Annotated in this window: 23 protein-coding genes; 10 read left to right on the forward strand and 13 right to left on the reverse strand. The window is 39.2% G+C overall.

Annotated features, from left to right (window positions below):
• Positions 1-10: 10 nt before the first annotated feature.
• The 3 genes from MWU56_RS14540 to MWU56_RS14550 all read left to right on the forward strand — a co-directional run bounded on the left by MWU56_RS14540 (position 11) and on the right by MWU56_RS14550 (position 3,258).
• The gene (locus MWU56_RS14540; protein ID WP_247045577.1) at positions 11-2,326 is read left to right on the forward strand and encodes a M1 family metallopeptidase; all 2,316 of its coding nucleotides are present in this window, start codon (positions 11-13) and stop codon (positions 2,324-2,326) included.
• An 80-nt stretch (positions 2,327-2,406) separates the two neighbouring features.
• Complete coding sequence (locus MWU56_RS14545) at positions 2,407-2,679, forward strand: twin-arginine translocase TatA/TatE family subunit (RefSeq protein ID WP_247045580.1); 273 nt, start codon at positions 2,407-2,409, stop codon at positions 2,677-2,679.
• A gap of 6 nt (positions 2,680-2,685) precedes the next feature.
• On the forward strand, positions 2,686-3,258 hold the full coding sequence (locus tag MWU56_RS14550) for a phosphatase PAP2 family protein (protein ID WP_247045581.1): 573 nt from the start codon (positions 2,686-2,688) through the stop codon (positions 3,256-3,258).
• On the opposite strand, the gene MWU56_RS14555 is transcribed toward MWU56_RS14550, so the two are convergent.
• Positions 3,224-3,865: an O-methyltransferase gene (locus MWU56_RS14555; RefSeq protein ID WP_247045584.1), complete on the reverse strand. Its 642-nt coding sequence runs from the start codon at positions 3,863-3,865 to the stop codon at positions 3,224-3,226. The genes MWU56_RS14550 and MWU56_RS14555 overlap by 35 nt on opposite strands.
• A gap of 66 nt (positions 3,866-3,931) precedes the next feature.
• On the opposite strand from MWU56_RS14555, the gene MWU56_RS14560 reads away from it, so the two are divergent.
• The 4 genes from MWU56_RS14560 to MWU56_RS14575 all read left to right on the forward strand — a co-directional run bounded on the left by MWU56_RS14560 (position 3,932) and on the right by MWU56_RS14575 (position 8,367).
• Positions 3,932-4,396, forward strand: coding sequence for a GNAT family N-acetyltransferase (locus MWU56_RS14560; protein WP_247045585.1), 465 nt, complete (start codon positions 3,932-3,934; stop codon positions 4,394-4,396).
• Between the two features lie 57 nt (positions 4,397-4,453).
• Positions 4,454-5,722, forward strand: coding sequence for a kynureninase (gene kynU / locus MWU56_RS14565; protein ID WP_247045587.1), 1,269 nt, complete (start codon positions 4,454-4,456; stop codon positions 5,720-5,722).
• A gap of 42 nt (positions 5,723-5,764) precedes the next feature.
• Positions 5,765-6,913 carry an MFS transporter gene (locus tag MWU56_RS14570; protein ID WP_247045589.1) on the forward strand — a complete coding sequence of 383 codons (1,149 nt, stop codon included), beginning with the start codon at positions 5,765-5,767 and terminating at the stop codon, positions 6,911-6,913.
• Between the two features lie 455 nt (positions 6,914-7,368).
• Entirely contained in the window at positions 7,369-8,367 is a 999-nt protein-coding gene (locus MWU56_RS14575) for a metal-dependent hydrolase (protein WP_247045591.1), read from the forward strand.
• Between the two features lie 169 nt (positions 8,368-8,536).
• Here MWU56_RS14575 and MWU56_RS14580 read toward each other — a convergent pair whose 3' ends face one another.
• Positions 8,537-9,217, reverse strand: a complete 681-nt coding sequence (locus tag MWU56_RS14580; protein ID WP_247045593.1) for a hypothetical protein — start codon at positions 9,215-9,217, stop codon at positions 8,537-8,539.
• Between the two features lie 453 nt (positions 9,218-9,670).
• On the opposite strand from MWU56_RS14580, the gene MWU56_RS14585 reads away from it, so the two are divergent.
• Both MWU56_RS14585 and MWU56_RS14590 read left to right on the forward strand, forming a co-directional pair.
• Entirely contained in the window at positions 9,671-10,219 is a 549-nt protein-coding gene (locus MWU56_RS14585) for a ClpP family protease (protein ID WP_247045594.1), read from the forward strand.
• A gap of 268 nt (positions 10,220-10,487) precedes the next feature.
• Positions 10,488-11,828 carry an FAD-dependent oxidoreductase gene (locus tag MWU56_RS14590; RefSeq protein ID WP_247045595.1) on the forward strand — a complete coding sequence of 447 codons (1,341 nt, stop codon included), beginning with the start codon at positions 10,488-10,490 and terminating at the stop codon, positions 11,826-11,828.
• 148 nt (positions 11,829-11,976) lie between these two features.
• On the opposite strand, the gene MWU56_RS14595 is transcribed toward MWU56_RS14590, so the two are convergent.
• Together MWU56_RS14595 and MWU56_RS14600 are read right to left on the reverse strand one after the other, a co-directional pair.
• Positions 11,977-12,756, reverse strand: coding sequence for a zinc ribbon domain-containing protein (locus tag MWU56_RS14595; protein WP_247045597.1), 780 nt, complete (start codon positions 12,754-12,756; stop codon positions 11,977-11,979).
• A 5-nt stretch (positions 12,757-12,761) separates the two neighbouring features.
• Entirely contained in the window at positions 12,762-13,856 is a 1,095-nt protein-coding gene (locus MWU56_RS14600) for a Nif3-like dinuclear metal center hexameric protein (RefSeq protein WP_247045599.1), read from the reverse strand.
• A gap of 57 nt (positions 13,857-13,913) precedes the next feature.
• On the opposite strand from MWU56_RS14600, the gene lpxK reads away from it, so the two are divergent.
• A complete protein-coding gene (lpxK, locus tag MWU56_RS14605) occupies positions 13,914-14,903 on the forward strand; it encodes a tetraacyldisaccharide 4'-kinase (RefSeq protein ID WP_317236557.1) in 990 nt (329 codons plus the stop codon).
• Here the strand turns inward: lpxK and MWU56_RS14610 are convergent.
• From MWU56_RS14610 to MWU56_RS14650, 9 genes are all read right to left on the reverse strand, one after another.
• Positions 14,900-17,095, reverse strand: a complete 2,196-nt coding sequence (locus MWU56_RS14610; protein WP_247045603.1) for a response regulator — start codon at positions 17,093-17,095, stop codon at positions 14,900-14,902. The two genes, lpxK and MWU56_RS14610, sit on opposite strands and share 4 nt — an antisense overlap.
• A 23-nt stretch (positions 17,096-17,118) precedes the next feature.
• Complete coding sequence (gene gap / locus MWU56_RS14615) at positions 17,119-18,129, reverse strand: type I glyceraldehyde-3-phosphate dehydrogenase (RefSeq protein WP_247045605.1); 1,011 nt, start codon at positions 18,127-18,129, stop codon at positions 17,119-17,121.
• 21 nt (positions 18,130-18,150) lie between these two features.
• Positions 18,151-19,026 (reverse strand): lipoyl synthase, encoded by an 876-nt coding sequence (lipA, locus tag MWU56_RS14620; protein ID WP_247045607.1) that lies wholly within the window; start codon positions 19,024-19,026, stop codon positions 18,151-18,153.
• A gap of 15 nt (positions 19,027-19,041) precedes the next feature.
• Positions 19,042-19,650, reverse strand: a complete 609-nt coding sequence (locus tag MWU56_RS14625) for an RNA polymerase sigma factor (RefSeq protein WP_247045609.1) — start codon at positions 19,648-19,650, stop codon at positions 19,042-19,044.
• A gap of 30 nt (positions 19,651-19,680) precedes the next feature.
• Entirely contained in the window at positions 19,681-19,890 is a 210-nt protein-coding gene (locus MWU56_RS14630; RefSeq protein WP_247045611.1) for a membrane or secreted protein, read from the reverse strand.
• Positions 19,891-19,941: 51 nt separating this feature from the next.
• On the reverse strand, positions 19,942-20,700 hold the full coding sequence (locus MWU56_RS14635) for an anti-sigma factor (protein WP_247045613.1): 759 nt from the start codon (positions 20,698-20,700) through the stop codon (positions 19,942-19,944).
• Positions 20,697-21,263 carry an RNA polymerase sigma factor gene (locus MWU56_RS14640; protein ID WP_247045615.1) on the reverse strand — a complete coding sequence of 189 codons (567 nt, stop codon included), beginning with the start codon at positions 21,261-21,263 and terminating at the stop codon, positions 20,697-20,699. Before MWU56_RS14640 ends, MWU56_RS14635 begins: the two co-directional genes overlap by 4 nt.
• A 200-nt stretch (positions 21,264-21,463) precedes the next feature.
• Positions 21,464-22,480, reverse strand: coding sequence for a UDP-N-acetylmuramate dehydrogenase (murB, locus tag MWU56_RS14645; RefSeq protein ID WP_247045617.1), 1,017 nt, complete (start codon positions 22,478-22,480; stop codon positions 21,464-21,466).
• A complete protein-coding gene (locus MWU56_RS14650) occupies positions 22,477-23,670 on the reverse strand; it encodes a pyridoxal phosphate-dependent aminotransferase (RefSeq protein ID WP_247045619.1) in 1,194 nt (397 codons plus the stop codon). The genes murB and MWU56_RS14650 overlap by 4 nt, the downstream gene beginning before the upstream one ends.
• Positions 23,671-23,727 lie beyond the last annotated feature (57 nt).

Consider the following 23,727-nt stretch of genomic DNA (forward strand, 5'->3'; position numbering starts at 1 on the left):
CAAATAGAAAATGAACAAAATCAAGTATTTTTTTGCTTCCATACTGTTCCTTTTTGGAGCTGTAGTTATGGCGCAAGAAGGGGACGTTCAGGAAGAACGAGAGTCCGGTCATTACAACCAAAGTAAGTTTAAACAATTGTACGAGGAATTTTCCACTCCAAACACATACCGGTCTGCTTCGGGTGCCCCCGGTCCCGATTATTATCAACAACAAGCTGATTATGTTATGGATATCCACTTGGATGATAAAAATGCCAAGATCAATGGAGAGGAAACCATAACTTATCACAATAATTCACCGGACGATTTAGAATTTCTATGGGTGCAATTAGATCAAAACGTACGTGCCAAAGACTCTAAGTCGCCACTTCGCGATGGAAATGGGGTAAATATCGCCTATACGGCAGATAACTTTGCCCAAACCTATATGAATGAGCCGTTTGACGGTGGATTTAATATTGAATCCGTAAAAGATGCTAATGGAAGGCCTTTGTCCTATACCATTAATCAAACCATGATGCGAATCAATATTCCGCAACCACTAAAAAGTGGGGATAAAATTTCGTTCTCCATTAAATGGTGGTACAATATTCCGGACCATACGGTTAATAGAGCACGTTCAGGGTATGAATATTTTCCAGAGGATGGAAACCGTGCCTATGTAATTGCGCAGTTCTTCCCAAGAATGGCAGTTTATAGTGATGTGGAAGGATGGCAAAACCATCAATTCTGGGGAAATGGTGAGTTCGCATTGCCGTTTGGTAACTACGAAGTGAACATTACAGTTCCAGCCGATCATATTTTAGATGCTACAGGAGAGCTACAGAATCGTGACGATGTGTTTTCCAAAGAAATGATGAAGCGATACAAGCAGGCTCAAAAGTCATATGACAAACCTGTGATCATTGTGACCCAAGAAGAAGCTGAGGCTGCTGAAAAGGGATTTGCAACGGATACCAAAACGTGGAAATTTAAAGCAACCAATGTTAGGGATTATGCTTTTGCATCATCCAGAAAATTTATTTGGGACATGCAGGCCGTTAAAGTTGGTAACAAAGATGTAATGGCAGTTTCCATGTATCCAAAAGAAGGTAACCCACTATGGGAGGAAATGTCGACCAAAGCGGTAGTACAATCTTTGATAACCTATTCAAAACACACCTTCGATTACCCATATAACAAAGCAATTTCCGTTCATGCCAAAAACCAAGGAATGGAATATCCAATGATTTGTTGGAACTATGGGCGTCCTAACGAGGATGGTACCTACTCCGATAGGGTTAAATACGGAATGATCAGCGTGATTATCCACGAAGTTGGTCACAACTTCTTCCCAATGATCGTAAACTCTGATGAGCGTCAGTGGGGATGGATGGATGAAGGTTTAGATACTTTTATGCAGTACCTAACAGAGCAAGAATTTGGTAGGAACAATCCAGAAGTTATTGCTCCGAACGAAAAATATCCCTCAAGAAGAGGCGAAGCAGCTAAAATTGTTCCTTATATGAGCGGTGACCAAAGTTATATCTCACCCATCATGTCCAACCCAGAAAATGTATACCAACTAGGACCTAACGCTTATGGGAAACCAGCTACCGCCCTTAATATTTTAAGGGAAACGGTAATGGGCGAAGAGTTGTTCGATCATGCCTTTAAAACCTATTCACAACGTTGGATGTTCAAGCACCCGACCCCTGAAGATTTCTTTCGTACCATGGAAGACGCCTCAGCTGTGGATCTTGATTGGTTTTGGAGAGGATGGTTCTACACCACCGATTATGTGGATATAGGTGTAAAAGAAGTTAAGAAGTACTATGTGTCCAACAAGCCAACCAAGGAAATGGAGAAATACATGGCTGATAGAAACCTTACCGAAGCCGATTTGCCACCATTGGTTTATTTGGCAGAAGAGGAAAGCGAGGACTTTGATCCAGCGCTTAAGGGAAAATCTCCGACCGAAACGTCTCAAAACCTTAAGGAGTTCATGATGGACAATATGAGCGAAGCGGAAAGGGCCCAAGTGGAAGAACCCAAGTATTTCTATGAAATTACTTTTGATAAACCAGGAGGTATTCCAATGCCATTAATCGTGGAGTATTCCTATGCCGACGGTACTACTGAAAGCATCACCTACCCGCCAGAAATTTGGAGGAAGAACGATGCTGAGGTGAAAAGAGTGATGGCTACTGAAAAGGAATTGGTTGGAATTGTCATAGATCCGAAATTGCAAACTGCGGACATCGATACTACCAATAACGCTTGGCCAAAGAAAGATGAGAAATCAGATTTTGATAAGTTCAAGGAAAACGTCAAAGGAGATCAATAAAAGAAAAAACTATGTTAAGAGCCTCGTGATTTCACGGGGCTTTTTTTATTTTAAACCCAACTTCTGATTATATTTGTGGTATGCAATTTCTATTCATTAGCGGAGCTGAGATTTTTTTCATCCTATTTATAGTGGTGATGGTGTTTGGTGCGGATAAAATTCCTGGAATAGCTAAAGGGCTAGGCAAAGGAATGCGCCAACTTAAAGATGCCACAGATGATATTAAACGCGAAATTCAAAATAGCACGGATATCGACACGGACTTCACCAAGGATATTCGTAAGGAAATCGATGATGTAAAAAAGAACGTGAGCGATGTCTCTGGTTCCATTAAAAGAGATCTTAATAAGTAATATCCCATGTTGGAAAAATTACTCAAATGGGATAGGGATACTTTTGTTTATCTCAATGGTTTGGGTATTGAAGACTACGATGTTTTTTGGTCAACCGTGACCAATATTTCAACTTGGACTCCCCTTTTTATCCTATTTCTGATTCTATTTTTCTTGAAATTCCCCAAAAAGGAAGCACTTTATAAGTCTTTGACCGTACTTGGATTGGTTGTTTTTATTACGCTTATCACACATTTGACCAAAATTTCTGTAGCAAGGTTGAGGCCGAACAATGTAGAAGAAATCAACACCTTGATTCGTATTCTAAAAAGTCCAACGGGCTACAGTTTTTTCTCTGGACATGCATCCAGCTCGTTCTCCATTACCATGCTGGTGTTTCTTTTTTTTAGGCAAAAATCCAATTGGGTGATTTTATTGTTTATATGGCCCGTATTATTTGCCATGAGCAGGATTTATGTGGGGGTACATTATCCCTTGGATATTATGGTAGGGGCTTTGGTCGGTGTTTTGTCCGGTATTCTTTTCTTTAGGCTCTATCAGCGTTTTATAGCACCCTACTTAAGGTCAGTCCATCCCTAATGGGAAGTAGTACGGTTTCCACTCTTGGGTCATTTTTTAATTTTTGATTGTAATCCAATAACGAAATAGTGGCTTTATCCGATTTTTGAATTGGCTCCACTACTTTTCCGGACCAGAGTACATTGTCTGATAAAATCACACTGCCTGGCTTTGTCTTTTGTATCACCGCTTCAAAATAAGCATCGTAATTTACCTTTTGAGCATCAATAAAAACAAGATCAAAAGTTTGCGGCATAGAGGGTATAAGCTCTAAGGCATCCCCGATATGCTGAATAATTTGAGGACCAAATTCACTCTTGTCAAAATAGTTGCGTTGCATTTCATGCAGTTCTTCGTTGATTTCTATAGTATGCAATTCCCCTTCTTTTTGAAGTCCTTCCGCCAGACAAAGCGCTGAGTACCCTGTATATGTGCCAATTTCCAAGATGTATTTAGGATTGATGATTTTGGACAATACACTTAATACCCTACCCTGAAAATGACCGGTAATCATTCGGGGCTGAACCACTTTTAAATGGGTTTCCCGGGTAAGTTCTTGCAATAATACCGGTTCGTCTTCCGAGCTGTTGGCAATATAATTCTCTAAAATGGGCGATAGGAAATGCATGATAAAATTTTCGCAAAATTATAGAAAAGAACTACATTGGAAACTCTCTTATAATAAAAGCATACAATGTCGTTACCAAAGGTAAACATACGAAAAGCAATTTTGGAGGATCTTCCTGTGTTGCTCAATTTTGAACAAGAAATCGTTAAGGCTGAACGTCCGTTTGATGTTACTATAAAAGAAGGGCCAATCAGTTATTACGATATCAAAAAGATGATTCAAGATCCTAAGTCAACAGTGATAGTTGGTGAAATTAAAGGAGAAATTGTGGCCTCTGGTTTCGCCATGCCCAAAGTGGCAAGAGGTTATTTAAACCATGAATTTTATGCTTATCTAGGTTTTATGTACACGCATAAAGACTTTCGTGGATTGGGGATTAATGCCTTACTAGTTGAAGAACTGAAAAAATGGTCCCTTGCCAACGGTTACAAAGAAATAAGGTTAACGGTATACAACGACAATGAACCAGCAATTAAAGCTTATGAAAAAGTAGGCTTTAAAAAGCATATCATCGAAATGCGTCTGGAGTAATTATCTTTTATCCAGTTTACATGTACATATTGTATTTTTGAGGCAAACCAGAAAAGGATGAGGTTCCAAAATACACTTGAATTTGCAAAAAAGCTTGATGCTTCGGATGCATTGGCCCCTTACAGGAATGAATTTCACTACCCCCAAGTAAATGGAAAGGATGTAATTTATTTTACGGGTAATTCACTCGGTCTCCAGCCCAAACGTACCCAAAAATTTGTGGATGAGGTTATGAAGGATTGGAGGGAATTGGCTGTTGAAGGCCATTTTTATGCTGAAAAACCTTGGTGGGATTACCATGAGAGACTTGCAAACGGACTTGGTAAAGTAGTGGGAGCAAAGCCTAAAGAGGTTTCGGTGATGAACACTTTAACCGTCAACCTTCATTTATTGATGGTATCTTTTTATAGACCTAACGAAAAACGATATAAAATAATTTGTGAGGAAAAAGCATTTCCATCCGATCAGTATATGTTGCAAAGTCAAACTCGTTTTCATGGATTTGACCCAAAAGAAGCCTTGGTTGAGGTTAAGAAAAGAGATGGTGAGCATACTTGGCGCACGGAGGACATCATCGCTAAAATCAACGAAGTAGGAGATGAGCTGGCATTGGTACTCATGGGTGGTGTAAATTACTATAATGGCCAGGTGTTGGATATGGAAGCCATTACCAAGGCAGGAAAAAAGGTTGGTGCTTATGTGGGCTGGGATTTGGCACACGCGGTTGGAAATGTAAAGCTGAACTTGCATGATTGGGGAGCTGATTTTGCCGCATGGTGCAGTTACAAATACATGAACAGCGGCCCGGGAAACGCTTCCGGAATCTATGTGCATGAGAGCTATTTGGACAGGGATGATATTCCTCGTTTTGAAGGATGGTGGGGCACTAAAAAAGAAACCCGTTTTCTTATGCAATCCGAATTCGACCCCATAGAAACCGCAGATGCTTGGCAGCTGAGCAATCCACCCATCCTTTCCATAGCCCCTTATTTGGCCTCTTTGGAGCTTTTTGATGAGGTTGGGATGGATGCCCTTATCGAAAAGCAAAAAACCATTGTGTCCTATCTTGAGTTTGTATTACAAGAGATAGATAAGGAAGTGGACAGTACTTTTGAGATAATTACGCCAGCCGCCAGGGGATGCCAACTATCCGTGTTGTTACACGGGGAAGGAAAATCAATTTTTGATTACTTGATGAAGAATGGTGTGATTACTGATTGGAGGGAGCCGAACGTAATTCGATTGGCCCCAGCACCTTTATATTGTTCCTATGAGGATATGTACCATTTTGGTCAAATTCTAAAAAAAGGGATACAAACAACATAAACAATACAATTATTTACCAACCGAACCGACCAATTTAAACAGATGAAATCCCTATGGCTCATTTTATCCCATCCAAGGTACTTCGGACCTGCATGGGTTTTTACCAGTATAAATATCTGGTTTGGCACTTGGGCCATATATATCCCCACTGTAAAAGACAAATTGGACATTGACAAGGCAGATTTGGGCATAGCTCTATTTTGTCTGTCCCTAGGTGTATTTACTATTTTTCCCGTCGCCTCCAAACTCATTAACCGACTTGGAGTGGGCAGGGCCTGTTGGTTTGGGGTTGTTGGTGTCTCCCTAACGGCCATGTTACCACTTATGGCACCTAATTACTATTTATTGATGGCAGCCTTGTATTTTTTTGGAGCAGGGAACGGTTTTATCGATATTGCCATAAACACTTTGGTTACTGAGATTGAAAAAGAGGACAAGCAAAACTTTATGTCCGCTGCCCACGGATTTTTTAGCTTGGGTGGTATCTTGGTCGGATTGGGAAGTTTTTTGATTCCGGTAATTGGAAGCCAGGTCTTACATATGGGCATAACGGTAATTTTAGTATTTACCATTAATTTGTACTATAGGAAGCATTATATCCATATTGTGGCCGCCCCAGTGGAAAAGGAGCCTTTTAGTCTAAAGCTTTTTAAGCCTTTGTTGCTTTTGGGGATCATTGGTTTTGTTTCCTTTGGTAGTGAAGGAGCCATAATAGATTGGAGCGGACTTTATCTAAAAGAAGTGGCCATGGCTCCAGAACTTCTTATAGGAGCGGGGTTTTTGGCATTCTCCACTACAATGACCTTAGGGCGTTTTTTGGGAGATGGTATCAGCGCTAAAATAGGTCCCATTAAAATAGTGGGCCTAGGTGCATTTATAGCCGCTCTAGGGTACTTTTTGGTTTTAACCGAAAGTACAGTACTTTCCATAATTGGTTTTGCTTTTAATGGTCTTGGGTTTTCAGTAATTGTTCCCGAACTGTTCCGGATAGGGGGCAACGTTAAGGGAGTGGATTCTTCACAAGGAGTAGCTTTTATTGCAGGATCTGGTTATATGGGATTTTTGTTGGGGCCGGTAATACTTGGTTTTATTGCGGAAAGTGCTTCGTTGAGCTATAGTTTTATCTTGCTGCTGTGTCTTGCTTTTATGGTTTTGGGCATAACTTTTTTCTTGGGTAGAAGGGGGAGATAAAAAAGATGTTGTTGCTTGTAGCATAGGAGCAATAAAATTTAGCGTATCTGTCTTGTCGTAACTTTTATTTAGCAACTAATGGGCTGTACGATATTTACGTATTAAGTTTGATTCACTCTAAGTTGTTCGTACAACAGGAAAGAACAAAACATGGAAAAAGTTTCAGTGGTAAATCCTTTGTCGAAACACCGGTTTATCTAAATGAAATCGGCAAAAGTAAGAATGGTCAAGAGCGACGCCAAGGCCATTTCGTGACAATAGCTTGGTGAATAAGATTCCTATTATAAAACGTTACATTACTTTCTTAGTAAAGAAGAAATCATCTCAAAATTATTGAAGAAAAGAGTCGTTTCTTTACTTAGTTCTCTGTTACGCCAACTGTTTGTATTTTCCATAAATACATCCAAGAGTTATCTCAGCAAAAATAGAACCGCAAAGCGTATTTTTGTTTACATATGGATTCACTTACACAAATAGTTTTAGGAGCCGCGGTCGGTGAAGCGGTTTTGGGTAGAAAAGTGGGAAACAAAGCCATGTTTTATGGAGCCATTGCAGGTACTATTCCTGATTTGGATATGGTCGCTTCCTACCTGACGGATACAGTTTCTTCGCTTGCCATACACCGCGGATTTACGCATTCCATTGCTTTTTCCATGCTTTTTGCGCCACTGATGGGCTGGTTGGTTTCACGTTTTGAATCGTATAAAAACTTTAGAGATTGGTCGTGGTTGTTTTTCTGGTCGTTGGTTACGCATCCCATTTTAGATGCACATACTACCTGGGGCACTCAATTATTTTGGCCGTTTGATGTACGCTTGGCCTTTAAGACCATTTTTGTGATAGATCCAATATACACATTGCCTTTCTTAGTGTTTTTGATTCTTGCTATGAGACAAAAACGAACTTCGCCTAAACGCAAACGATTCAATACGATGGGCTTAATCGTAAGTACAGGCTATCTATTGCTTACTTTTCTTTTAAAATGGGCGGCATTTGGGCAATTTGAGCAAGCCTTGAAAAGCCAAAAAATAGCATATTTACAATTGGATACCCGACCATCACCCTTGAATACCATACTTTGGAGCGCCAACGTTGAAACGGAAAACGCGTATTTATTGGGGAATTATTCGTTTTTGGACACACAACCCATTTCATTTGTAAGCTATCCTAAAAACCATGAATTGTTAGGTAAGCTTGTGGAAAATGAAAAGATCAAGCGGATGATTTCCATTTCGGAAGGGTGGTACACGATAACTGAAAATGAAGGTTATTTATATTTTAATGATTTGCGTTTTGGACTTTTTAGTATGAAACCAAACGCACAAGATTTTGTGTTCAAATATAAGATTACGGTGGAAGCTGATGACCAAGTTGTTTTTACCGAAGAGCCGCCAGACAGGAGCGCAGGTAAAAGGATACTTATAGATTTATGGAAACGAGTGAAAGGAAATTAAGATTTTAGTACTTGAAGCCAATGCCCCATATAATAATTGATATGGTGTAAAAGTTTAGCAATATAAAACATAGGCTTTTATGGCCTTTCAATGCAAAACCAGATGGGTTCGAAGTGGGTTTTGTGGTATGCTTCGTTATTGTATTTTAAGCCCAATATATAGATGCGTTCTATTCTTTACGTACCGAAAGTCCTGTAAAATAAAGATTTGTTCCGCCATCAGGTCGATTATGCTGTTTTGCCAGATGCAAACCTTCCATATTCACATAATCTTCCCAGGTGGAAACTAAATTAGGTTGGTCTTGGTTGGATTTGCGATATGCCCACTCCCGAAGTATATAATCATCCTTAAAGTAGAGGTCATACGCATCACCCGGGGTGTAGCCGCCTTCGTTGGCATATACAATGGTGAGTTTTTGCATTGCTTCTTTGCTAATTGGAGCGGTAGCTTCGGTATTGTGCTCATAGGTGTAGTTCTTGGCATCCCACATCAAATTAAATGGTGCTAAAAGCCAATATCTATCATTAATAAAGCCGCTATTGGTCTTTAGGGCAATACTGTCCATATCTGCACGGTCGTACGTTAAGGTGTCAGCTCCAGAAATGGCGGTTACCGTATTGGTTTTGGGTTTCCATTTCCATTTGCGCTCAAAATGCATGGAATCCCTGTCCACATTAAAAGTAAAGGCAATTTCGTTCACCGCGTTCCAGTTTTCAAAACCGTGGGCTTCCGCAATACGTTCGGGAACAGTTTTTTTGGGCTCATTGGTATCTTCAACTTTTTTAGGGTCGGTTTTGCATGCAGAGAAAAAAAATACAGCAAACAATCCTAGTAGGTGATAGATCTTCATATCTGACTTTTAATCAAATATACCATGAAAATCCAGTAATCTGTATTTCGTTTTAAAAAGCTACACCAAATAAAATCACTCTTGAATCAACTTTTATTGAAAAATAATTTTTCTCATTTTCATTTTTACTACCGTGTTTTTGGGTGCTGCAGGTATGAATGAACATTGTACTGATTGGCAATGATTTAAATAGGTTGGCGGAAGATGTATTGTTTTCTGTGCTTAAATAAGTAATGTGATATGGGATAAAATAATTAGTGGGATTATGAAACCATATAATAAGTGGACATATTTAGACTTACTGTGGCTATTTGAACAGTAAAATGGGTGATTTTGAGCAAAGATGATATGCTTAAAAAAGACAGATAATAATATTATAAAAGTATTGGGGTCAACAAGTTCAAAAAAATCAGTGGAATTTGATTATTTTTGATGTCTCACAACACGTAAATAATGAGTTCGAAAAAAGGAAAAGTTCAAGAGTTGATCCAAGAAAAACTGCTAGAAGACCGCAAAGTATTCTTGTGGGGTATGGTAGATGATGATTCTGCCAAACACGTTATCGACCGATTGCTGTATTTGGATATGCTGAACAATAAAGAGATTCAATTGATAATCAATAGCCCAGGCGGTTATGTTACCTCCGGTTTTGCCATTTACGATACCATTAAGCAAATAAAAAGCCCGGTATCCACGGTATGCTCAGGTTTAGCAGCTTCCATGGGTTCCATACTCTTATCAGTGGGGGAAAAAGGTAGAAGGTTTATTCAACCACATGCCCGTGTAATGATTCACCAGCCCAGCGGAGGAGCCAGAGGACAAGCTTCCAATATTGAAATCCAAGCCAAGGAAATTATAAAGACCAAAGAATTGGGTGCCAAAATTTTATCTGAAAATTGTGGGCAGTCTTTTGAAAAAGTCATGAAAGATTTTGACCGTGATTATTGGATGGGTGCGGAAGAATCAGTTGAGTATGGTATTGTGGATGAAATCTTAAAATAAAAAGAGAATTTATTAAAAGTGAAAAGTCCTTCGCAACGTATTGTGAAGGACTTTTTATATATAGACGCCGTAGCGGAATATTATACATTATATACGTGGAGACATGCCGCTTCGGATTATATCGTATGCTGAAAATTGTCAACAGACCTAACAATAAAAAAAGCACTATGGCTTGCATGGTATGGCAGGTTGAAAGGAAAAGGTGCCAACCTGAACAATTAAAAATCCTTATTTTAGCTATTTAATTAGAACGAGCCTTAGGGCATTTATGACACAGACCCCAAAAAATATCGCCATCATCGGTTCTGGATTGGTGGGTTCCCTTTTAGCAATATATCTTCGAAAAATTGGACATGCGGTTACGGTATTTGATAGAAGGCCAGACATTCGAACCATCAAATTTTCGGGAAGATCCATTAACCTCGCCATGAGTGATAGGGGTTGGAATTCCTTGGATGAGGTGGGCATCGGAAAAAAAATTAAAGATATTGCAATCCCCTTGTACAAGCGTGCCATGCACGTTAATGATAAACCTATTTATTTTCAAAATTATGGAAAGGATGGAGAGGCCATATGGTCAATTTCCAGAGGAGTCCTAAATAAGAGAATGATAAACTTGGCCGAGGAAGCAGGTGCTGTTTTCAGGTTCAATGAAAAAGTTTGGGATGTAGATTTGCCCGATGCTAAAATCTATACAGGGGAAACTGAGAAAAGTGAATGGAAAGAATATGGGTTCGACCTTGTTTTTGGGTGCGATGGTGCATTTTCACGGGTTCGCCATAAAATGCAGCGTCGGAGCAGGTTTAATTATTCCCAAAACTTTATTGATGTAGGCTACAAAGAGCTAACTATACCTGCCAATGAAGATGGAACCCATAAATTGGATAAAAATTCCTTTCATATTTGGCCTCGTGGAGAATTTATGCTTATTGCCATGCCCAACGTGGACGGTAGTTTTACCTGCACATTATTTTTACCCTTCGAGGGGGATATATCTTTTGAAAGCATTAAAACCGAAGCACAGGCCAAAGATTTTTTTAAGAAATATTTCCCTACCGTGAGAAAGGAAATTGAGGATTTGACCAATGACTTTTTCAATAACCCAACAAGTGCCATGGTTACTATGAAGTGTTACCCATGGACCTATTGGGACAAAGTTGCCTTGGTCGGTGATTCTGCGCATGCCATTGTACCATTCTATGGGCAGGGTATGAATGCAGGTTTTGAAGATATCTATGTGCTCAACCAATTAATGGACAAACACGGTGATGATTGGGCACGTATTTTTTCCGAATATCAGGAAGAACGAAAACCCAATGCAGATGCCATTGCGGAATTGAGTTACAGAAACTTTGTGGAAATGAGCAGTAAAACAGCGGACCCAAAGTTTTTGTTGCAGAAAAAAATTGAGAAGCATTTTGCGAAAAAATATCCAGAGAAGTGGGTTCCGGTATATAGTAGAGTCACATTTTCGGATAAGCCGTATGTCGAAGCCCTTGCCACGGGAGATTTACAGGAAGCAATAATGCAACAAGTGATGCAGCAACCCAATATAGAGGAAAAATGGGACTCCAAAGAGATTGAAGAAATGATCCTGGGATTATTGTGAGCAATTAAACTTAATTGTCATTTCGACCGAATGGGAGAAATCTGTTTTTAGATTTCTCAATTGCAACGCTTATTTCGAAATGACAAAGTACAATACCAAAAAAGCCACCGATAAGGTGGCTTTTTTTATTATGTAAAAGCTATTGTTCTTAGATCTTGGCAAATAGTTTTTCCATTCTATCCTGTTCTTCCTCGGCCAATAGTGGGTCTACTAGAATCCTACCACTGTGCTCATCGGTAATAATTTTTTTACGGGAAGCAATCTCTACCTGTACCTGTGGTGGAATGGTAAAGAAAGAACCTCCAGATGCTCCACGTTCCACGGGAACTACTGCCAAACCGTTCTTTACGTTATGACGGATTCTTTTGTATGCTTTGATCAAACGGTCTTCAATTTTATCTTCGTACTCCTCAGATTTTTTTAAGAGCGCTTTTTCTTCCTTTTCAGTTTCTTTAAGGATAGCATCCAATTCACCTTTTTTGTGCTTAAGATGGCTGTCGCGTTCGGATAATTTCTCTTTGGTTTGGGAAATCACCTCTTTTTTCTGCTCAATCTGTGCTTTGAACTCCTTAATGTTTTTTTCAGCCAATTGAATTTCCAGTTCTTGGAACTCCACTTCCTTGCTCAAGGAATTGAATTCTCGGCTGTTTCTGACGTTTTTTTGTTGTTCGCTATATTTTTTGATAAGCGCTTTGGCCTCATCGATGAGATTTTTCTTGGCAGTAATCTCAAAGTTGACGGTCTCAACATCTGTTTTCAATTTGTCCATTCTGGTTTTAAGACCAAGGACTTCATCTTCCAAGTCTTGTACTTCCAGGGGCAGTTCGCCTCTAACATTACGGATTTCATCAACTCTGGAATCAATAAGCTGTAGGTCGTACAGCGCTCTCAACTTTTCTTCCACAGTGCTTTCTTTCTTGTTCGCCATATATTTTATAAATACTTGATGGGATTCGTTATACTCTCTGATAAAGAGACTGCAAAATTAGGAATTTTTTTCGTAAGATAATCAACCAATAAATCTTTTGTAAACTGCTCAGTTTCAAAGTGCCCGATATCGGCTATTACCAATTGGTTTTCGGCTTGGTAAAATTCATGGTATTTAATGTCGGCAGAAACAAAAACATCGGCTCTGGCGCTCTTGGCCGAACCAATGGCAAAAGCACCGCTACCACCCAAAACTGCGACTTTTCTTATCTTTTTGCCAAGTAGTTTTGAATGCCTTACTACAGCGGCGTTCATTCTTTCTTTTACCAATAATAAAAACTCCTTTTCATCCATTTCAACTTCAAGGGTTCCTATCATCCCCATGCCCAAATTTTGATTGGTATTGTCAATTGTGAGCACTTCGTATGCTATTTCTTCATACGGATGGGCATCAAAAAGTGCGTTTAAGATGGATTTTTCCTTTTCAAAGGAATAGATGATGTTGATCTGTGTCTCTTTTTCAAAATGAATTTCCCCTACATTCCCAATGGTTGGATTGGCCTCATTATCTGCTTTGAAACTACCAATTCCTTCTAAACTATAACTACAATTGCTGTACTTTCCAATTTCGCCTGCTCCTGCTTTGAACAAAGCTGTTTTTACTTTTTCAGCATCATTCAAAGGCACATAAGTAGTCAATTTTTTAATGCTTTTTGGTCTTGGTATCAAAACCTCCGTTCCTTTAATCCCAAGTACTTCACAGATTTTGGCGTTTACACCCATTTTACTGTTGTCCAGTGCAGTATGCATACTGTAGATGGCAATGTTGTTGGATATTGCTTTAAGAACCACACGCTCTACATAATTACTGCCCGTCAGCTTTTTCAAACCCTTAAAGATTATCGGATGGAAGCTCACGATTAGATTGTGATTTTTTTCAATGGCTTCGTCCACCACGTTTTCCAGCGTATCCAGAGTTACAAGGATGCCAGTAACTTCCATGTTCGGGTCACCCACCAATAAGCCTACGTTATCAAATTCTTCGGCATGGGCCAAAGGAGCCAATTCTTCCAGTGTTTTCGCAATATCGTTAACGGTCATTTTAAAAATGTTGATTGGGCTAAAGATAAAATATTATATTTTCGTTCAATGCTTCAGATGCTCCGGAAAATAACGTTCCCTATTTCTTTGATCTATGCCATGGTGGTTTATGTGAGAAATTTAATGTTCGATTTAGGTGTTTTTTCATCCAAATCGTACAAAACCCCACTTATTTGCGTGGGCAATCTTAGTGTTGGTGGAACTGGTAAAACGCCTATGACGGAGTATTTACTGCGATTGTTGAAAGAGCATAGGGTAGCGGTTTTGAGTCGTGGTTATAAACGTAAATCTAAAGGGTTTTACTTGGGAAGTCCTGAAAGTACTGTGTTGGATTTGGGTGATGAGCCTTATCAAATCTATAGAAAGTTCCCTAGGGTTACCGTAGCTGTTGATTCCGATAGGAGAAATGGCATTGAGAAATTGGAAAACGATAGGAATCCGGATATCATAGTATTGGATGACGCTTTTCAACATAGAAAAGTGAAACCTACTTTTTCCATCTTGCTTACCTCTTTTGGTGACCTTTATGTGGATGATTGGTATCTGCCGACTGGAAACTTACGAGATGCAAAGAAAGAGGCCGAACGAGCCGATTTAATTATTGTCACCAAATGTCCTACAGCCTTGGACGAAGATATTAGGAATGGAGTTATAAGCAAGCTTAAACCAAAATCACATCAAAAGGTGTTGTTCGCCACTTTGAAATATCAGAATTTTGTTACTGATGGCCAAAAACAGAATATTTTATTGTCAGAATTAAAAAACAAACCATTGGCATTGGTTACTGGAATTGCTTCTCCGGGGCCGTTGGTTGAATTTTTACAGTCCGTGGGAATACATTTTGAACATTTTGAATTTAGGGACCATCACCATTTTACCGACAAGGAAATTGCACGGTTTAAAAAGTATGAGACTGTGTTAACCACGGAAAAAGACTTTGTGCGATTAGAGGGTAGGGTGGATAAGCTGTATTTTTTGGAAATAGCCCATAGCTTTTCGGATGAAGATGCTGCAATTTTAAAGGATGCTGTTCTGGATTTGCTTTAAATGGAGCCTTCCATTTTACTTCTGAAGATATTCTCACCTATTTTTTGATAGAAAACCTCTGGTTTAAATGGCTTGGTGACCACATCGTTACAGCCTGCTTCGTAAAAGCTCTCCAAACTATCGTCCAATGAAATGGCGGTTAGGGCAATAATGGGAATGTTTTTGTCGAACTTTCGTATTTGTCGTGTTGCTTCCTCGCCGCTTATGCCGGGCATATGGATATCCATTAAAATAGCATCGTATTTATTGGTTTTGGCCAAATCGATGGCTTCGTTGCCGTTATTGGCAATGTTACAGGTGATCTCTTTTTTAGTGAGCATTTTTTTGGTGATTACCTGATTTATTTTATTGTCTTCGACCACTAGAACATGTAATCCTTTAAATTGAAATTCTTCAGGACTCAGTTCAAAGGCAATATCCTCTCCTTCTTTGGTTTCATAATCCAAATCCATTTCAAAATAGAAGGAACTTCCATGGCCAACGTCACTGTCCAAATTAATAGTACTACCGAACAAGCCTAGGAGACTTTTAACTATAGTTAATCCAAGTCCCGTTCCTCCATATTCTCGGTTAATTTGAATGGATCCCTGTTCAAAACTGTCAAATATATGTTGTTGCTGTTCTTCCGATATTCCGATTCCGTTGTCCCTTACTTCAAAATACAGCTTTACATTGTCCTCTTCTTTCTTAAGCATTTTTACTATGACCTCTACCTTGCCGTTTTTGGTGAATTTAAGAGCATTTCCAACAAGGTTCATGAAAATTTGGGATAGCTTTACAGGATCTCCCAATAATTTTTTCGGAATGGTTCGGTCGTAATTTAAGATGAGTTCAGTATTCTTTTCATTGGCATTTTGTTGGAGCGATTCCACGACATCCCCAAGTACTTTTTCTAGATTGAGATCTACGTTGAGGGGTTCAAGTTTATCCGCATCAATTTTATTGATTTGAAGAATATCGTTTATGAAATTTAGCAGGTATTCTCCCGAGAATTTTAAAGATTTTAAATGCTCTTTTTGATGTTCGGAAGGGTTTTCTTCCAATAATAGGTGGGTAAGGCCCGTAACAGCGTACAAAGGTGTTCTAAGCTCGTGTGTTACCGTAGATAAAAAATTGGTTTTTGCCTCCATGGCTGAAACCGCCGCATCCCGCGCTAATTCGAGTTCCTTGTTTTTGGTATAAAGAAGATCGTTGGTCTTTAATTTTATTTGGTTGTTGCGGAACAATGAAACGGCCAAAAGAGAAATAATTGTCAAAAAAGCAGAAGTTAAAATGGCCGTTATCTCTGAACGGTTTTTTGATTCACTCAACTCTTCGTTCTTGGCTTGAAGCTTATTGAGTTCATTCATTTGGTGATTGAAACGGATTTTATCCGCTGTATCCAAGTCTAGTTTTACTTTTTCCGAATTAAATATGGAATCTTTGATTTGAGCCAAACTTTTGGCATATATCAGGGCTTCACTATAATTGCCGTTGGTTTCATAAATCTTTGATAGCTGCTCGTAGGCATTTTTTATTTCCTTGGCGAAACCATGTTTTTGAGCCAATTCCAAAGCAGCTTTGGAATGGATAATACTTTCTTCAAGGTCGTTTAGGGTGATACTGATTTTGGCCAACTGCAAGTTTGCTTTTGTTGCCAAATAGGCCCGCTCCTTATCGTCTGAGTTAACTATGAGCGCATGCAGGTTTTTTATGGCGTCATCATATTTTTCAATATTGGTATAGATGTTTGCCTCCAGTAAAAGTATGTTGTTGGTAAGGTTTCTGTTATTGCTCAATTTCCTCGATTCTTCCAGTTGTTTCAACGCCTGAAAGTTGTTGCCTTCACTATATCTAAGTGAGGCATCCAAATATAAATGAAATGCCTGGCCGTAAGAATATGAGGTGTCCTTTAATAGGATGCTGGCCCGGTCCCAGTAAAAAATTGCTGTTTCTTGATCACCTTGTTCTAAAAATAATCGTGCGTATTGGTGATAAGTGTCAAGTAAAAGTTTGGAGTCTTCATTGCTTTCTGCAATGTTGGCTGCTTCGTTCAAAGCCTCTAAAGCTAAATCCACTTTGTTTTCGTGGCGGTAGCTCATAAACTCATCAAAAATTGACATTACATCTGAGGTGGAATTACTTTCATTTTGGGCAAAACAAAGTTGAATGCATAGAAGCATGCACAAGAGAAGCGGCGATTTTACGCCCATCTTTTTGTTTGCTAGTTTGAATTTCAAATGTATTTTTTCTTAATGAGCAAAACGATTAAATCAATTATTCTGGAGCAATATCCAGTTTCATTGTCATACCAACCAATGATTTTTACCATTTTACCAATCACGGAGGTCATCAATGAATCAAACGTACAAGAGTAACAACTATTGTTTATGTCAATGGAAACAATAGGGTCTTCCGTATAATTGAGTATGCCTTTTAGGCTGTTTTCCGCTTGTATCTTAAAGGTAGTGTTTATTTCTTCAATGGAAGTTTCTTTTATAACATTGAAAGTGATGTCCGTTAGTGAGCCATTTGGAACAGGAACGCGAATGCCACACCCACCTATAGTATTGGATAGTTCTGGGAAAATACTGGTCAAGGCTTTAGCAGCACCTGTGGTTGTCGGAATTATAGATTGGCCAGCAGCCCGGGCCCTTCTAAGGTCTCGGTGTGGACTGTCGTGTAAACTTTGGTCAGAAGTGTAGGAATGTATTGTAGTGATATATGCCTGTTCTATGCCGCACAGTTCATTTATGACTTTGATCATTGGGGCAGCATTGTTGGTGGTACATGATGCATTGGAGATAATATCGTCGTTAACATCGATAATTTCGTCATTAACGCCCAAAACCACCATTTTGATGGAATCATCCATCGGAGGAACGGATAGGATTACTTTCTTGGCCCCATTTTTTACGTGGAATTCCAAATCTTCCGGTGTTTTAAATTTTCCTGTGGATTCCACAACTAAATCAACTTGATGGGATTTCCAATCAATTTCTTTGGGGTGATTGTGGTTGAGGACAGGTATTTCCCTGCCATCGAAACGAATATTGTTATTGTTGTGGCTTACATCCGCATTGAATGTTCCGTGGATGCTATCATATTTAAGTAGATGGGCCAAGGTTTCCGCGTTGGCCAAATCGTTTATAGCTACTACGCTTATATTTGGATGATTGTGTAAAAGCCTAAAAAGGGTTCTACCAATACGTCCAAAGCCGTTTATTCCAACAGTGATATTTTTCATGATTGGGAGGGAGGAGAGGTGCTAATCAATATGTTTATGTGCTTTGTAAGATGAGCGAACCAAGGCGCCACTTTCAACGTGCCTAAAGCCCATTTCCAAACCTAATTCCTCATATTTTTTGAACTGCTCGGGTAAAATAAACTGCTTTACAGGCAAGTGCTTTTTTGAAGGTTGTAGGTATTGACCAATAGTAACTACATCGACACCAACATTCCTAAGGTCTTTCATGGTGGAGATTACTTCATGCTCTTCTTCACCTAAACCGAGCATAATACCCGATTTGGTTCTGTTTGCACCATTTTTCTTTAAATAATCCAGAACTTCCAAGCTTCGTTCGTATTTGGCCTGTATCCTAACTTCCCTAGTCAATCGCTTTACGGTTTCCATGTTGTGGGAGATAACTTCTGGAGCTACGTTCAATATGCGGTCCAAATGTGTGGAAATGCCTTGAAAATCAGGAATAAGGGTTTCCATGGTGGTATCAGGGTTCATTCTTCTAACGGCCTTAACCGTCTCTCCCCAAATAATTGACCCCATGTCCTTAAGGTCGTCTCGATCTACAGAGGTAAGCACAGCATGTTTTATCTTCATGATCTTTATAGATCGTGCCACTTTTTCAGGTTCTGCCCAATCCACTGTTTCGGGTCTACCTGTTTTTACCCCACAAAATCCGCAGGAGCGTGTACAAATATTACCCAAAATCATAAAAGTAGCAGTTCCTTCACCCCAACATTCACCCATATTTGGGCAACTTCCAGAAGTGCAAATGGTATTCAAGTCGTATTTGTCAACCAATCCTCTGAGCTGGGTGTACTTTTTACCCGTAGGGAGCTTCACTCTTAGCCATTTTGGCTTTCCCTTTGGAGGAAGAACGTTTTCTGCTACGCTTGTGCTCATACAATTTAATTTGTATTAACAAAGGTACAAAACTGGAAAGGAAAATTTATGAACCCGGACGGGGCAATTTTTTTTGATGACTTCAGCCAAAAGTTTTTTTGCCCGAAGCAATTTTACCTTCACATTGTTTATGGGTTCGTTGAGCTCTTTGGCGATGTCGGCATAACTCAATTCATGAAAATAACGTAGGTTGATGACCTTTTGGTAGTGTGGCTTTAATTTTTTGATGTCTCTAAGTAAATTGGCCAAATTCTGCTCGGTAATCAATCGGTCTTCTACCGATGGTGTTTCGTCCAAAACTCTCTTTACTTCGTCCCCTCGGGAATCCATATCGTTAAGTAAGCTTCTTTTGCGTTTTCGAAGAAGGTCTACATGGAGGTTTTTGGAAATGGTTATGAGCCAGGTTTTGAACTCAAATGCGTCATCATAAGTTTCAATTCTATCAAATGCTCGGGAAAATGTTCTTATGGTGATGTCTTCTGCATCATTTTCATTTTTGGTGCGAAGTATCTGAAAACTGTAAACATCGTTCCAGAAAGTATCCAAAAGTGTGCTAAAGGCAATTTGGTTTCCTTTTTTTGCCTTTTGTATAATTTCTTTGATGGAATCGTCAGTTTTTTCCAAAAATTAAAGATTGCCTTTAAATATATAAAGTTATGGAGTGTTGGAGACAGTGTCTTTTTTGCAATCTTGTTCATCAGGAAGTTTACCGCAAAACCCGCAAGCTTCCCCGTCTTTGTTTAAAAACGGACTTTGGCTTGCGCATGTGCCAGCAAACTCACCGTTCTTTTTACCCCAGATTTTAATGGCAATACCTGCAAATGCGAGTGCCAATAATCCAATTGTAACTAGTGCTAACTTCATAATCCAACTTTTGAACAAAGGTACAAAATACCTTGTTAAACCTTGAATTTATTAATATTTGATATTGGCCACAATATTGTCCACGGATGGAGCACTGTTTCCGCCTTTTGGCTCAATGGTGATGTAACCAACAGCGTTATCGGCATAAGGTAGCGCTAGCAACTTGTCTTTTTCGTCAAAATCCTTGATTACTCCCAAATTTACCAACTCACCATTCACTTCGGCCCACATCTGGAAACATTTGTCTTCTGGCAACTCAGGTACATTGCTGACATTGATGTAGGAAAGTTTTTTAACAGGATTGATGTAGGCAATGGCCTTAAGTGCTTTGCCTTCTTTTTCTCCTTTTACCTGATATTTTTTGGTCGCCGGATTGTTCAGAACGATAAATTGGTTTCTCATATCGGCCAATTGATCTTTCATATTGTTCTCCAAATACTTAATCTGGTTGGTGACCAGGGTATTTTCTTCTTGAAGTGTTTGGTTCTCATTCCAGAAGAAGAGAGAGGAACCAGCAAAAATCATAATAGCCACACTTGCAGCAATGGCATAACGCAAGAACCTTTTGCTTACCATAGTCTCTTTTCTTGCACTGGCAAGTATAACCTCTTTAAGGCCTTCTGGTGTCTTTTTAGCGTATAAATTAGCAAATGTCTCCAAGTTTTTTTGAAGCTCATCATATGTTTCCCTTACCTCGGGATACATGGCGATATACCTTTCTGCCTTTTGGGTCTCATCCTTGGTTGTATCTCCCATAAGATACTTTTCCAAGATGTCGGATTCTAAAAATATTTTTACTTTTTCCTTCATGACAATAAGTTTAAGATAAGGAGCAAAGACATAGTTGTGCCGTAAATTTTTCCAAGTTCGCGAAGTCCTATTTTTAATCTGGATTTAATTGTTCCTAAGGGAATGTCCAGTTCATCACTCGCTTCCTGCTGCGTCATTCCTTCAAAAAACAGGGCTTCAAGAACAACTTTGTACTTGTCTTCAATTTTGTCCAAGTTTTCTTGGATGTCCAAATGTTCGGGGTTTATACCTTTAACTCCTAAATTATATACGTCTGAAACGTCTATTTGGATTTCCTTATCCGATTTATTTGTAATGCTTCTTAACTTATCAATAGCAGTATTTCGGGTTATTCTGAAGAGCCATGTAAAAAGTTTGGCTTTGGAAGCATCGTAAGTGTCCGCTTTTTTCCAAATTTTAATGAAACTTTCTTGTAGTACATCTTGAGCCAAATCTTCGTCTTTTACCACTTTATAAGCAACACCAAAGAGTGTATCACCGTAGTTTTCATACAACAGGGAAATAGCCTTATCGTCTTTTTCCGCGAGGAGTGAAACGATATGTCTTTCGATTAGTGTGCTCATTTACGAATCTTTTGGTATTTTTTTTAGGGGTTAAAATCTAAAATAGAATTTATCCCGTATATAAAACAAAGCTAAGACAGAAAAAGTATTTTGTCTTTGTAATATTAAAAAAGTACAAAAGGACTTGTAGTCCGTACAACATATATAGATTTGGTTAGTTTGGTTTGGTATAACCCTCGTTATTGATTTCAATACGGGGGTTATTTTATTATGTTTACTTCAGGTTCTATTTTTATTTTGTACGTCTTATTTACCACATCTTGAATTTTTTTGGCCAATTCCAAGATTTCTTTACCTGTAGCGTTGCCGTAGTTCACCAGTACAAGGGCCTGTTTTTGGTGGATGCCTGCATCTCCATAGCGTTTGCCTTTAAAGCCACATTGCTCTATGAGCCAGCCAGCCGGTATCTTATATTTATTCTCATCTATTTCATAAAAAGGAGCATCGGGGTGTCTTCTTATAAATTTATCAAACGTTTTTTTTGAAATGATCGGGTTTTTAAAAAAGCTGCCACTGTTTCCAATTTCCCTTGGATCGGGCAATTTACTTTTTCGAATGGCAATGACCGCATCGGAAACATCTTTTAGAGTCGGATGGACTATTCCTTTATCCTTGAGTTCATTTTCAATGGAACCATATCCGGTATGTAGTGCATGTTCTTTTTTGGTGAGTTTAAGATTTACAGAAGTGATAATGTATTTGTCCTTGGCCTCGTTCTTAAAAATGGAGTCTCGGTATCCAAATTTGCAGGCTTCTTTGTCAAAACCTTCCAATTCTCCTGTTTTAATGTCCATGGCGGCACAACTCACAAAAACATCTTTAAGTTCTACACCGTATGCACCTATGTTCTGTATAGGAGTGGTGCCTACATTCCCAGGGATAAGGGATAGGTTCTCCAATCCACCATAACCTTGCTCCAAGCTCCACATTACCAATTCGTGCCAATTTTCACCGGCCATCACCTTAATTTCAGCGGTATCCTCGTCCTGATCTACGAGGGTGATGCCCTTGAGATTAATGTGTATTACCAATGCATCTACATCTGTGGTAAGCAGCATATTGCTCCCCCCACTGATTATGATTTTTTTTGGATACGCTTTAAGTTCAAGTACTTTTTGAAGTTGTACGAGTCCAGTAATCTCAACAAAAAACCTTGCTTTCACATCAATACCAAAGGTATTGTAGCTTTTTAAGGATATGTTCTCCTGAATATTCACTTGCTTTTATACACTTTTAAAGCTTTGTCCAAAATTTGGACGGCCTTCACAAGTTGCTCTTTTTCCAGCACATAGGCAATTCTTATTTGATTTTTCCCTAAGCCAGGGGTTGCATAAAAGCCTGCAGCGGGTGCCACCATTACAGTGGTGCCGTCCAAATCAAAACTTTCGAGCAAACATTGTGCAAATTGATCGGCATCATTAATTGGTAATTCCGCAACACAATAAAATGCCCCTTGTGGAATTGCTACGTTCACTCCATCGATTTTTTTAAGTTCCGATATTAGGATGTCCCTTCTGGAAACATATTCTTTGATGACGTCATCAAAATATTCCTGAGGGGTTTCCAATGCAGCTTCACTGGCAATTTGCGCAAAGGTCGGAGGAGATAAACGAGCCTGGGCAAATTTCATTGCGGTTTGGATAACTTCGGTGTTCTTAGAGATTAAACACCCGATTCGGGCACCGCACATGCTATACCTCTTGGACACTGAATCTACAACTATGGCATGCTCTTCCAGTCCTTTAATCTGCAAAATGGAATAGTGCTTGCGACCTTCGTATGTAAATTCTCGATACACCTCATCTGCAACGAGGAAAAGGTTATGCTTTTTTACAAGTGCGGCTAGTTGTTTTATTTCTTCTTCAGTATACAGGTAGCCGGTAGGGTTACCTGGATTACAAATAAGAATGGCCTTAGTCTTCGGTGTAATGAGCTCTTCAAACTTGGAAATTGGAGGTAGAGCAAAATTGTTTTCAATAGTGGAGGCAATTGGTTTAACAATAACTCCCGAAGCTGTAGCAAACCCATTGTAGTTGGCATAAAATGGCTCTGGGATTATTATTTCGTCATCATTGTCCATAATGGTTCCCATGGCAAAAGATAATGCTTCGGAACCACCTGTGGTCACAATAATATCCTCAGAATCAACTATAATGTCTTTTTTAGCATAATAATCGGCAATTTTAAGTCTATATGTTTCTGAGCCTTGCGTCATACTGTACTCCAAAACCTCTATGTTGTGGTTTCTAACGGCATCCAGCGCTACTTTAGGAGTTTTAATGTCGGGTTGACCAATGTTGAGGTGGATTACATGGACACCTCGCTTTTTAGCAGCTTCCGCATAGGGTACTAATTTGCGAATTGGCGATGCGGGCATTTTATTGCCCTTATTGGAGATACTTGGCATGAGCTAAAATTTTGACAAAAATGAGAAAACCAATTATTGAAACCAACAACTTTAGAG

The sequence above is a fragment of the Allomuricauda sp. F6463D genome (genome assembly GCF_023015965.1).
Taxonomy (GTDB): domain Bacteria; phylum Bacteroidota; class Bacteroidia; order Flavobacteriales; family Flavobacteriaceae; genus Flagellimonas.

Bases quoted from the DNA above. Each gene is read 5' to 3' on its own strand.
- MWU56_RS14540 (WP_247045577.1), top strand. From the start codon at position 11: ATGAACAAAATCAAGTATTTTTTTGCTTCCATACTGTTCCTTTTTGGA.
- MWU56_RS14545 (WP_247045580.1), top strand. From the start codon at position 2,407: ATGCAATTTCTATTCATTAGCGGAGCTGAGATTTTTTTCATCCTATTT.
- MWU56_RS14550 (WP_247045581.1), top strand. From the start codon at position 2,686: ATGTTGGAAAAATTACTCAAATGGGATAGGGATACTTTTGTTTATCTC.
- MWU56_RS14555 (WP_247045584.1), bottom strand. From the start codon at position 3,865: ATGCATTTCCTATCGCCCATTTTAGAGAATTATATTGCCAACAGCTCG.
- MWU56_RS14560 (WP_247045585.1), top strand. From the start codon at position 3,932: ATGTCGTTACCAAAGGTAAACATACGAAAAGCAATTTTGGAGGATCTT.
- kynU (WP_247045587.1), top strand. From the start codon at position 4,454: ATGAGGTTCCAAAATACACTTGAATTTGCAAAAAAGCTTGATGCTTCG.
- MWU56_RS14570 (WP_247045589.1), top strand. From the start codon at position 5,765: ATGAAATCCCTATGGCTCATTTTATCCCATCCAAGGTACTTCGGACCT.
- MWU56_RS14575 (WP_247045591.1), top strand. From the start codon at position 7,369: ATGGATTCACTTACACAAATAGTTTTAGGAGCCGCGGTCGGTGAAGCG.
- MWU56_RS14580 (WP_247045593.1), bottom strand. From the start codon at position 9,217: ATGAAGATCTATCACCTACTAGGATTGTTTGCTGTATTTTTTTTCTCT.
- MWU56_RS14585 (WP_247045594.1), top strand. From the start codon at position 9,671: ATGAGTTCGAAAAAAGGAAAAGTTCAAGAGTTGATCCAAGAAAAACTG.
- MWU56_RS14590 (WP_247045595.1), top strand. From the start codon at position 10,488: ATGACACAGACCCCAAAAAATATCGCCATCATCGGTTCTGGATTGGTG.
- MWU56_RS14595 (WP_247045597.1), bottom strand. From the start codon at position 12,756: ATGGCGAACAAGAAAGAAAGCACTGTGGAAGAAAAGTTGAGAGCGCTG.
- MWU56_RS14600 (WP_247045599.1), bottom strand. From the start codon at position 13,856: ATGACCGTTAACGATATTGCGAAAACACTGGAAGAATTGGCTCCTTTG.
- lpxK (WP_317236557.1), top strand. From the start codon at position 13,914: ATGCTCCGGAAAATAACGTTCCCTATTTCTTTGATCTATGCCATGGTG.
- MWU56_RS14610 (WP_247045603.1), bottom strand. From the start codon at position 17,095: ATGGGCGTAAAATCGCCGCTTCTCTTGTGCATGCTTCTATGCATTCAA.
- gap (WP_247045605.1), bottom strand. From the start codon at position 18,129: ATGAAAAATATCACTGTTGGAATAAACGGCTTTGGACGTATTGGTAGA.
- lipA (WP_247045607.1), bottom strand. From the start codon at position 19,026: ATGAGCACAAGCGTAGCAGAAAACGTTCTTCCTCCAAAGGGAAAGCCA.
- MWU56_RS14630 (WP_247045611.1), bottom strand. From the start codon at position 19,890: ATGAAGTTAGCACTAGTTACAATTGGATTATTGGCACTCGCATTTGCA.
- MWU56_RS14635 (WP_247045613.1), bottom strand. From the start codon at position 20,700: ATGAAGGAAAAAGTAAAAATATTTTTAGAATCCGACATCTTGGAAAAG.
- MWU56_RS14640 (WP_247045615.1), bottom strand. From the start codon at position 21,263: ATGAGCACACTAATCGAAAGACATATCGTTTCACTCCTCGCGGAAAAA.
- MWU56_RS14650 (WP_247045619.1), bottom strand. From the start codon at position 23,670: ATGCCAAGTATCTCCAATAAGGGCAATAAAATGCCCGCATCGCCAATT.